Below are 10,900 nucleotides of genomic sequence, written 5' to 3' on the forward strand. Positions count from 1 at the left end.
ATGAAAGAATAGCGGATGTTAAATAAAAAAGCAACCCATAAAATATATTTCTTATTATTTTGAAATTATTAAATATTTTCATTACATTTACCTCTTATCATTATACTTAAACATGCCTGAGTAACAGTCAATTTTCTATACAAAATTTATTAGTCGTCCTTTTCAAGCCATCCGCATTTTTCCAAGGGAGATTAAAAATAGCACTATAAATCTTTTGATTATTCCAATATCGGATATAATATCTTGCCCAGATTCTTAGCAATGATAAAGACCGAAAGTTTTATTTATTATGGGACTCAATCTAAAAATGTACGATAAGTAATTTCAGATACAACATTGTCTCAAAATCTTTCCCACGAATTTAATAAATGAAAGCAGTAAACCATCATTATGGTTGTAAAATTCTCTCAATTACTTATTTGATAGTGTTACGGTATATCAAATTAGAATCATTTAGATAACGAATCTTAAACATAATACTCCTCTTAAAAAATAATCTACTAACTGGAATATTTAAATAATTATTCATTTTTTCAACCGAGTATTTAAACAGAAAAAACTCCTTGAGGCATTTTTCACAGCCAGTTAGATAATGTTATATTACATCTAGTTTTTAAAACTTTCTAAGAGCCAATCTTTTCATCTTTAATGTAAATTAAAGGTAACAACAAAGGAATAATCATCATATATGCATAAGAATATCTAAAATAATTTACAATTGGAGAATAAATACATGTTAAAATAATGGATAAAACAAAAAATACTATTGGCAGAAGTCTCTTATCTCGTTTTAAGATAGCTAGCATTAGTATCAGTATTAATACGATTGTATAAAAACCTGGTCTATAAAGCAATTCAATAGTCGATAAATCTCCCAACGCCCAATGTAATTCATAAACATATTTATACAGGTTGCTATGTATAGTTTCTTCCTGAGAAAAACTCATACCTTTGTCATATATTTTTTTATTACCGAACCAGTTATTTTCACGACTATACATCGCTTCATAATAACTTGAAACATAAGCCATATCAGGTAAATTATATATGTACCAATAAGAAACGGATAAATTTAATACAGCATCAATATATGTCTTAGGATGATTTCTATATCCCTTCCACCAGATTTTAAAGAACTCCCGTTCTTTTCCCTTAAACTGCTCATTTTCCATTTTATTTTTTATAGGATCCGCTTCGCCTTGTAAAAAATTTTTATTATTATCTAGTCCCAATGTTGAATCATAGAATTCCAATTCAGATTTAGTAAAACTTTCTGGGTGATAATAAACAGCGGCTGCTAATTGTTGAAATCGTGATGATAAATAGTCATACTTCTTCTTTGATGCTTCTGGTCTTAATGCAATTGTTCCCAATGCGTTAATTAGCAAGGTTACCAAGACTGAAATAATCACATATTTTGCAATTTGTTTCTTATACAACTTACTATACAAGAAAAGTACAACAACACCGACTAATACGTAAATTACTGCTTTTCTATGTAGCATATAGACCCCTAAAAAGGATAATACAAATAAGGGTAAACTATAAGTACTGGAAAAAAAGCGGACAGGTAAATAGTTTATCAAAACCATTGATAAGAAAAATAGGAGCAAAAAATTAACTAAATACACATCTTTATACATAGTGAAACTTGTTATAATAAAATTAGAGAAAAAAGCATAAAAAATAAACAATCCAACTTTTAAATATTTATTTATGTTGAAAATCTCGAACAATTTATAAAGAACAAAAACTATAATAACAGATGTCACAACTAGTGTGAGAAAATTAAAGATTGAAACACCTATCCCTAAGCTTCCAAAAAACTTAATTCCTATTTTCGAAAACAAACTAACTATCCACGTATATATATATGGGTGTGAATTAGTCAGGGGCCAATATCCTAACCCTTCCTCAATAATATACATACTATCCCAAGTCGTAGAACCTGGAAAAAAAATAAAGAAAAATAGTACACGTATCGCCATAAATGGTAAAAACATTGACAGATATAGTTTTTTTCTAAAAACTGTCTGCTCCATATTAGTAGACTTCAACTTTTGTTGATGAAACCAATTCACTAATAACCTTAATAAGGTATTAATTGAAAAAAATGAAATCCCCACTAATATCAAAAAAGCTCCAATCGAAAACTTATTTACAGTCCCTCTCAACGTAGAGTGTGTATATGTAATATCACTCCCAACGATATGAAGAATCGAAAGTATTAATCCAAATAGACTCACTATTACGTTTTCTCTTGTTTTTAATTTTGGTATCTTTATTTTTGAAAAAAAATATAATGATAAGATAAATAATGTTACAGAAATTGTTGTATCTGCTTGAAACAGTTTTAAAAACGTTTTCAAACCAGTGATGGGGATAGGTCTATTAAAAGTTAACATTAGAGTTAAGCAATATGCATTGATTAAACTCAAAAATAAATCTCTATGATTTTTAAATACTTTGGACACTATTTAAACACCCACCTTCTTTGAATTTGATAACTAGCAAGGAACAAAATTGTATCAACTACTATTTTTATGGCAGTTTCAGATCCTGAAAACATATTCCAAAGAGCCGTCACCATTGCTGCGGATAACAACATTTGGAAAACAGCCAAGCTATAGTATTTTACAATCGTTCTCTGTATTCTTTTTTCACCATCAAAGACAAAGTTTTTATTCATTGTAAAGTTAAAATAAGATGATATTACTCTTGCCAAAATAGTCGATAGTAAGATTAATAATGCTCCCCTATGAATTCCTACAGCTAAGGCCCCCCAAAGGAAGAACTGAAACAATCCAATATCTAGCAAAAAAGAAGAAAGAGATGATAATAAATACTTAAAGAATGAAGCAAAGATTACTTTGTAAATTTTCAATGAGTCTTTAATAGGATTAAAATGTGTTTCCGCATTACCATCAAAATAAATCGTTTCAATAGTAATTTCTTGTATTGGGATAGCTTTATCAAACGTATGAATGAGCATTTTGGTTTCATATTCGAAACGTTCACCTGGAATCTCTAACATTTCATTTAATATTGCTTTCGGAAATCCTCGTAATCCCGTTTGAGTGTCTGTTATTTTTCTCCCATAAAGTAGTTTAAATACTAATTTGGTCAGTTTATTACCGAATTTACTTTTTGGTGGTACATTTTCAGTATCGAAATCTCGACAACCTAAAATTAGTGAATCAGGATAATTAGAAATCGTATCTACCATAGATAAGACATCCTCAACTCTATGTTGACCATCTGAATCTGCAGTAACAATTCCATTAAACTCTTCTACATCTGACATTGTCAAAAAATAGTTAAAGGCATTTTTTAGTGCTCGACCTTTACCTAAATTTTTTGCATGAGTTAATATCCTACAATTTTGTTCATCTCTTAACTGTTCAAAAATATATTTAAACTCTCTCCTACTCCCATCATCTACTATTAAAATATTTTCCAACCCTGCTTCTTTCAGTTTAACTATATAATTATACAAATCTGAAGGTGGATTGAGTGCTGGGATGACGACTAATGTTTTCATGGAATCTCCTTTATCACCTACTAATATCCCCTTATAAAGGGCACAAACTTCCAAATAACATTCTATCATTTTTCCTAAAAAAAAAAAGTATTTTCTGATTTTTATCCCCTTTATACTGACCCCTCCATTTGAATTTTCCATGGAAAACCAGTATAATGATAGGATATGAAAATCCTAGAAAGGGAGTTACATGAATCAATCGTTTTCAAACTTGAAATTGGCTGAACGTGGTGCGATTATCAGTATTTTAACCTATCTATTCTTGTCTGCAGCTAAGTTAGCTACAGGGCACCTCCTTCATTCGTCCAGTTTAGTGGCGGATGGTTTCAACAACGTTTCAGATATTGTCGCAAATGTGGCCCTCCTCATTGGGATTCGTTTGGCTCGCCAACCAGCAGATAGAGATCATCGCTTCGGCCACTGGAAAATAGAGGATTTGGCAAGTCTCATCACTTCCATCATCATGTTTTACGTTGGCTTTGATGTTCTACGGGACACCATTCAAAAGATACTCAGCCGAGAGCAAACGGTCATTGACCCACTTGGGGCGACTCTAGGAATCATCTCTGCTATCATCATGTTTGCCGTTTATCTCTACAATACCCATCTGAGTAAGCAAGCTAAGTCCAAAGCTCTCAAGACAGCAGCCAAGGACAATTTGTCAGATGCCGTGACATCTCTTGGAACTTCTATTGCTATCCTGGCAAGTAGCTTCAACTATCCAATCGTGGATAAGTTGGTCGCTATTATCATTACCTTCTTTATTCTTAAAACTGCTTATGACATCTTTATCGAGTCATCCTTCAGCCTTTCTGATGGTTTTGATGAACACTTGCTGGAAGATTACCAAAAAGCTATCATGGAAATTCCTAAGATTAGCAAGGTCAAATCTCAACGCGGTCGTACTTACGGAAGCAACATTTATCTGGATATTACTCTCGAGATGAACCCAGACCTCTCTGTTTTTGAGAGTCACGAAATTGCAGATCAGGTTGAATCCATGTTATCAGAACGCTTTGGTATCTTTGATACCGATATCCACATTGAACCAGCACCGATTCCTGAAGATGAAATTCTTGATAATGTCTATAAAAAATTGCTCATGAGAGAGCAACTAATTGACCAAGGAAATCAATTGGAAGAATTACTGGCAGAAGATTTTATTTATATTCGCCAAGACGGACTAGAACTAGACAAGGAAGCCTATAAGGAGGAAAAAGAATTAACCTCTGCTATCAAGGAACTTCACTTGACGTCCATTAGTCAGAAGACAAAACTCATCCGCTATCAGATTGGTGACACCATCCATACAAGTATCTGGCGCAGACATGAAACTTGGCAAAATATATTCCATCAGGAAACGAAAATTGAAAAAGACTAAAGAAAGAGGCCGGGACAAATCCCGACCTCATTTTTTATACTTATTTTGCTACGCTCTTAGCAAGAACGAAGTTTCCAAGTGTAGCCGAACCATTACCTGCAACAGCTGGTGTCACGATATAGTCGCGTACATCCGGAACTGGTAGGTAACCATTGAGTAAGGATATGAATTTCTCACGGACACGGTCAAGCATGTGTTGTTGGGCCATAACCCCACCACCAAATACGATAACGTCTGGACGGAAGGTTACAGTTGCGTTGACTGCAGCTTGAGCGATATAGTAGGCTTGAACATCCCATACAGAACTGTTCAATTCGATGTTTTCACCACGAATTCCTGTACGAGCTTCTAAGCTTGGACCAGCCGCAAAGCCTTCCAAACATCCTTTGTGGAAAGGACAAACACCGTTGAATTCTTTTTCAATATCCATTGGGTGTTTAGCCACGTAGTAGTGACCCATCTCAGGGTGACCCACGCCACCGATAAACTCACCACGTTGGATGACACCTGCACCGATACCTGTCCCGATTGTGTAGTAAACCAAGTTCTCGATACGGCCACCAGCATTGTTACGGGCAACCACTTCACCGTAGGCAGAGCTGTTTACGTCTGTAGTGAAGTACATTGGCACGTTTAGGGCGCGACGAAGGGAACCAAGCAAGTCCACATTTGCCCAGTGAGGTTTTGGAGTTGTTGTGATAAAGCCATAAGTTTTTGAGTTTTTGTCAATATCAATGGGACCAAATGAACCAATTGCAAGACCTGCAAGATTATCAAATTTTGAAAAGAACTCGATGGTTTTATCGATTGTCTCGATAGGAGTTGTTGTTGGAAATTGTGTTTTTTCTACAATGTTAAAGTTTTCATCACCGACAGCACAGACAAATTTTGTACCGCCCGCTTCCAAGCTTCCATATAATTTTGTCATGATAAACCTCTAGTTTTTATTTTCTCTATTATAGCATAATTCCAGAAGGAAAGTTGCCCTATATTTTAGTTTTTCCTCTGTAAATTTTAAGATTCAATCAAAAACGAACAAACATGACATTTGTTCGTTTTTTGATCTATTAAATCGAAAGTAGTGTACTCAATGAAAATCAAAGAACAAACTAGGAATCGAGCTGCGGATTGCTCAAAGCACGGCTTTGAGGTTGTAGATAGAACTGACGAAGTCAGTAACACATACATACGGCAAAGCGAGTATGACGCAGTTTGAATTTGATTTTCGAAGAGTATTAAGCTTTAACTTCGATGATTGCATCACCTTTAGCAACTGATCCAGAAGCAACTGGATTTACTGAAGCAAAGTCTGCAGTGTTTGTCACGATAACCATTGTTGTGTTATCAAGACCTACAGCAGCAATCTTAGCTGAGTCAAATGTTCCAAGAACATCTCCAGCTTTAACCTTGTCACCTTGAGCAACTTTTTGGTCAAATCCTTCACCGTTCATTGAAACAGTGTCGATACCCACGTGGATCAAGATTTCAGCTCCGTTTGCAGTTTTCAAACCATAAGCATGTCCTGTTGGGAAGACGATTGTCACTTCAGCATCAGCTGGGGCGTAAACAACATCTTGACTAGGTTTTACAGCGATACCTTGACCCATAGCTCCACTTGAGAAGACTGGGTCATTAACATCTGAAAGAGCAACGACGTCACCAACGATTGGTGTTTGGATGACACCTTCGCTAGGTGCAACAACAGTACCAGTTACTGCTTCGTCAGCCAAACGTTCAGTTGTAGCTTCTGAAGCCACTTCTGCTTCATCTTCATAACCAAACATGTAAGTAAGAGCAAAACCAAGAGCGAATGATACAGCTACCATAAGAAGGTATTGTGGAAGTTGTCCGTTACCAATGTAAAGCATTGTACCAGGGATGATTGTGATACCATTACCAGTACCAGCAAGTCCAAGGATAGATGCCAATCCACCACCGATTGCACCAGCAATCAATGAAAGGAAGAATGGTTTACGGAAACGCAAGTTAACCCCGAAGATAGCAGGCTCAGTAATACCTAGGAAGGCAGAAAGAGCAGCTGGGAAAGCAAGTGTTTTAAGTTTAGGATTTTTAGTTTTCACACCAACGGCTACTGTCGCAGCACCTTGAGCAGTCATGGCAGCTGTGATGATAGCGTTGAATGGGTTAGCATGGTCAGCAGCAAGCAATTGAACTTCAAGCAAGTTGAAGATGTGGTGAACACCTGATACGACGATTAATTGGTGAACTCCACCAATCAAGAAACCACCAAGTCCGAATGGCAAGTTAAGAATTGCTTTAGTTCCAATGAGGATGTAGTTTTCAACAACGTGGAAGACTGGTCCGATAACAAACAATCCAAGAATTGACATTACAAGGAGTGTTACGAACGGTGTTACCAAGAGGTCAAGTACATCTGGAACAACCTTGCGAACTGCTTTTTCAAACTTAGCTCCGACAACCCCGATAATGAAGGCTGGAAGAACTGAACCTTGCAAACCTACAACTGGGATAAATCCGAAGAACTGCATTGCAGTTACTTCACCACCAGACGCAACAGCCCAGGCATTTGGAAGTGAACCAGAAACGAGCATCATACCAAGAACGATACCAACGGCTGGGTTACCACCGAATACACGGAAGGTTGACCAAACAACCAAACCTGGCAAGATGATGAAGGCTGTGTCAGTCAAGATTTGAGTGTAAGTTGTCACATCTTCTGGAAGTGTCATTCCAAGAGCATTCAAGAGACCACGAACACCCATGAAGAGACCAGTTGCTACGATAACTGGAATGATTGGAACAAAGACGTCACCAAAAGTACGGATGGCACGTTGGAACCAATTTCCTTGTTTAGCAGCTTCTGCCTTCATCTCATCCTTAGATGTCGTTGGCAAACCAAGAGCTACGACTTCGTCGTACATCTTGTTTACTGTACCTGTACCAAAAATGATTTGGTATTGACCTGAGTTAAAGAAAGCACCTTGAACTTTTTCCAAGTTCTCGATAGCATCTTTGTTGATCTTCGCTTCATCTTTCACCATAACACGAAGGCGAGTCGCACAGTGGGCTACACTGTTAACGTTCTCACGTCCACCCAAGGCTTCGATGACTTTTTTTGCAATTTCTGTATTGGTCATTTGCAAAAATCTCCTTATAAAAAAATTTGTTCTTGTTTGAAAGCGATTTTACTCGCCTCACGAATATTATTCTATCACGTTTTAAAAATATGTCAAGCGTTTTGCAGAAAAAATTTTGCTATTTTTTATTTTTTGATTGTTTTTGCTATTTTTTTCATCAACACAGCCATAACACCCTCTAAAATCAAGGTTTTTACTTTAAAGTTTTCAAAAACTTCCATATTTTCATCATTTTTCATAAAATTACGTTCCTAGATTCTGTCAATCGTTTGACATTTTTTTCTTTAATTTAGTGTAAAAGACTTGCTTTTTTATAAGGAAACGTTTACTATTAAGATAGTAGAATTTATGGAGGAAATAGAAATGGAATGGACTACTGAACGTCGTTACAGACGTTATGAAGATTGGACACAAGAAGAAAGAAAAGAAATCCAAGAAAAGATGGCGCAATCCCCATGGCATGTCAGCTATCACATTGAACCAAAGGAAGGACTTCTCAACGATCCAAACGGTTTTTCTTATTTTGATGGTAAGTGGATTGTCTTTTACCAAAACTTCCCCTTTGGAGCAGCCCACGGCTTGAAATCTTGGGTTCAACTTGAGAGTGATGATTTGGTGCACTTTACTGAAACAGGTGTTAAAATCTTACCTGATACTCCACTGGATAGCCACGGCGCTTACTCAGGATCTGCTATGCAGTTTGATAATAAATTGTTCCTATTCTATACAGGAAATGTCCGTGATGAAAATTGGGTACGCCACCCTTATCAGATTGGTGCCTTGATGGATAAGGATGGAAATATTAAAAAGATTGATAAAATCTTGATTGATCAGCCTGCTGATGCTACTGACCACTTCCGCGATCCACAGATTTTCAACTTTAAAGGACAATACTACGCTATCGTTGGTGGTCAAGACTTGGAGAAAAAAGGTTTTGTCCGTCTCTACAAAGCGGTCGATAACGATTATACAAACTGGCAAGAAGTTGGTGATTTGGACTTTAACAACGACCGTACTGCCTATATGATGGAGTGCCCGAACCTCGTCTTTGTTGGAGAACAGCCTGTCCTTCTCTACTGTCCACAAGGTTTGGATAAAAAGGTTCTTGACTATGATAATATCTATCCAAATATGTACAAAATCGGTGCTTCCTTTGATCCTGAAAATGCACGTATGGTAGATGTGTCTGAACTTCACAATCTTGATTATGGATTTGAAGCCTATGCCACTCAAGCCTTTAACGCTCCTGATGGTCGCGCCCTAGCAGTCAGCTGGCTTGGTTTACCAGATGTTTCTTACCCATCTGACCGTTTTGACCACCAAGGAACTTTTTCATTAGTCAAAGAACTTACCATTAAAGATGGCAAACTCTATCAGTACCCTGTAGCAGCTATCCAGGACCTCCGAGCTTCAAAAGAGGAATTTTCAAATCGTTCTGAAACTAAAAATACCTATGAACTTGAGCTTAACCTTGAAGCAAATAGCCAAAGCGAAATCGTTCTTCTTGCTGATAAAGACGGTAAGGGACTCTCTATCAATTTTGACCTTGTCAATGGTCAAGTTACCGTTGACCGCAGTAAAGCAGGTGAGCAATATGCTCAAGAATTTGGAACTACTCGCTCATGCTCAGTTGCTAATCAAGCTACTACTGTAAATATCTTCATCGATAATTCAGTCTTTGAAATTTTCATCAATAAAGGAGAAAAAGTATTTTCTGGTCGTGTATTCCCACATGCGGATCAAAATGGAATCCTCATTAAATCTGGAAACCCAACTGGAACTTACTACAAATTAGAATATGGTCGCAAAACTAACTGATGTCGCAAAATTAGCTGGCGTCAGCCCAACTACTGTCTCACGTGTTATCAATAAAAAGGGCTACCTGTCAGAAAAAACTATTCAAAAGGTTAAGGATGCCATGCGTGAATTGGGCTATAAACCCAACAACCTAGCTCGTAGCCTCCAAGGGAAATCAGCCAAGTTAATTGGGTTGATTTTCCCAAAAATCAGCCATGTTTTCTATGCTGAATTGATTGACAAATTGGAACACGAACTCTTCAAAAAAGGCTACAAGACAATCATCTGTAACAGTGAGCACGATTCGGAAAAAGAACGTGAATATCTTGAAATGCTAGAAGCCAACCAAGTGGACGGCATTATCTCTGGTAGCCATAACTTAGGGATTGAAGACTACAATCGCGTAACAGCTCCAATTATTTCTTTTGACCGTAACCTATCACCAGACATTCCTGTCGTTTCCTCTGATAACTATGCTGGTGGAGTCCTTGCAGCTCAAACTTTAGCGAAAACTGGAGCTAAGTCTGTCATTATGATTACAGGTAATGATAACTCCAATTCACCAACTGGACTTCGCCATGCTGGTTTTGCTTCAATCTTACCCAAGGCTCCCATTATCAATGTTTCCAGTGACTTTTCACCCCTTCGAAAAGAAATGGAAATCAAAACTATCCTAACCAAACAAAAACCAGATGCTATTTTCGCATCAGACGATTTAACAGCCATCTTGGTTATGAAGATTGCTCAGGAACTTGGTATCTCTGTTCCAGAACAACTCAAGGTTATTGGTTACGATGGAACTTATTTTATCGAGAATTTCTATCCTCACCTTACTACCATTAAACAACCCTTGGAAGAAATTGCTCGCCTGACAGTTGATTTACTACTTCAAAAAATCGAAGGAAAAGAAGTTGCCACAACCGGTTATTTCTTACCAGTTTCCCTCCTACCAGGAAAAAGTATTTAAACAAAAAGAGTCTGAGACAAAATAGTTCTCAGACTCTTAATTGGCTCTATAATATTTGTAGTGGGTAAATCCCCTATAGATATTATGGAGCCTAT

7 protein-coding genes are annotated in these 10,900 nt (G+C 36.9%); 3 read left to right on the forward strand and 4 right to left on the reverse strand.

What is annotated here, in order from left to right; all coding sequences use genetic code 11:
* Positions 1-623: 623 nt before the first annotated feature.
* Both RQ973_RS06680 and RQ973_RS06685 read right to left on the reverse strand, forming a co-directional pair.
* Positions 624-2,474, reverse strand: a complete 1,851-nt coding sequence (locus RQ973_RS06680) for a DUF6020 family protein (RefSeq protein WP_311523296.1) — start codon at positions 2,472-2,474, stop codon at positions 624-626.
* On the reverse strand, positions 2,474-3,682 hold the full coding sequence (locus RQ973_RS06685; RefSeq protein ID WP_311523298.1) for a bifunctional glycosyltransferase family 2/GtrA family protein: 1,209 nt from the start codon (positions 3,680-3,682) through the stop codon (positions 2,474-2,476). The genes RQ973_RS06680 and RQ973_RS06685 overlap by 1 nt, the downstream gene beginning before the upstream one ends.
* Positions 3,683-3,731: 49 nt before the next feature.
* On the opposite strand from RQ973_RS06685, the gene RQ973_RS06690 reads away from it, so the two are divergent.
* Positions 3,732-4,922: a cation diffusion facilitator family transporter gene (locus RQ973_RS06690; protein ID WP_075231428.1), complete on the forward strand. Its 1,191-nt coding sequence runs from the start codon at positions 3,732-3,734 to the stop codon at positions 4,920-4,922.
* Between the two features lie 40 nt (positions 4,923-4,962).
* On the opposite strand, the gene scrK is transcribed toward RQ973_RS06690, so the two are convergent.
* Together scrK and RQ973_RS06700 are read right to left on the reverse strand one after the other, a co-directional pair.
* Positions 4,963-5,850, reverse strand: a complete 888-nt coding sequence (gene scrK / locus RQ973_RS06695) for a fructokinase ScrK (protein WP_075231429.1) — start codon at positions 5,848-5,850, stop codon at positions 4,963-4,965.
* 307 nt (positions 5,851-6,157) lie between these two features.
* Positions 6,158-8,041 carry a sucrose-specific PTS transporter subunit IIBC gene (locus RQ973_RS06700; RefSeq protein WP_075231430.1) on the reverse strand — a complete coding sequence of 628 codons (1,884 nt, stop codon included), beginning with the start codon at positions 8,039-8,041 and terminating at the stop codon, positions 6,158-6,160.
* A gap of 363 nt (positions 8,042-8,404) precedes the next feature.
* Here RQ973_RS06700 and RQ973_RS06705 point away from each other — a divergent pair, with 363 nt between their 5' ends.
* Together RQ973_RS06705 and RQ973_RS06710 are read left to right on the forward strand one after the other, a co-directional pair.
* Positions 8,405-9,859 carry a sucrose-6-phosphate hydrolase gene (locus RQ973_RS06705; RefSeq protein WP_075231431.1) on the forward strand — a complete coding sequence of 485 codons (1,455 nt, stop codon included), beginning with the start codon at positions 8,405-8,407 and terminating at the stop codon, positions 9,857-9,859.
* Positions 9,840-10,805, forward strand: a complete 966-nt coding sequence (locus tag RQ973_RS06710) for a LacI family DNA-binding transcriptional regulator (protein WP_075231432.1) — start codon at positions 9,840-9,842, stop codon at positions 10,803-10,805. The genes RQ973_RS06705 and RQ973_RS06710 overlap by 20 nt, the downstream gene beginning before the upstream one ends.
* Positions 10,806-10,900 lie beyond the last annotated feature (95 nt).

Origin of the sequence: uncultured Streptococcus sp. (genome assembly GCF_963511325.1) — a bacterium.
Lineage (GTDB): Bacteria > Bacillota > Bacilli > Lactobacillales > Streptococcaceae > Streptococcus.

Bases quoted from the DNA above. Each gene is read 5' to 3' on its own strand.
- RQ973_RS06685 (WP_311523298.1), bottom strand. From the start codon at position 3,682: ATGGAAAATTCAAATGGAGGGGTCAGTATAAAGGGGATAAAAATCAGA.
- RQ973_RS06690 (WP_075231428.1), top strand. From the start codon at position 3,732: ATGAATCAATCGTTTTCAAACTTGAAATTGGCTGAACGTGGTGCGATT.
- scrK (WP_075231429.1), bottom strand. From the start codon at position 5,850: ATGACAAAATTATATGGAAGCTTGGAAGCGGGCGGTACAAAATTTGTC.
- RQ973_RS06700 (WP_075231430.1), bottom strand. From the start codon at position 8,041: ATGACCAATACAGAAATTGCAAAAAAAGTCATCGAAGCCTTGGGTGGA.
- RQ973_RS06705 (WP_075231431.1), top strand. From the start codon at position 8,405: ATGGAATGGACTACTGAACGTCGTTACAGACGTTATGAAGATTGGACA.
- RQ973_RS06710 (WP_075231432.1), top strand. From the start codon at position 9,840: ATGGTCGCAAAACTAACTGATGTCGCAAAATTAGCTGGCGTCAGCCCA.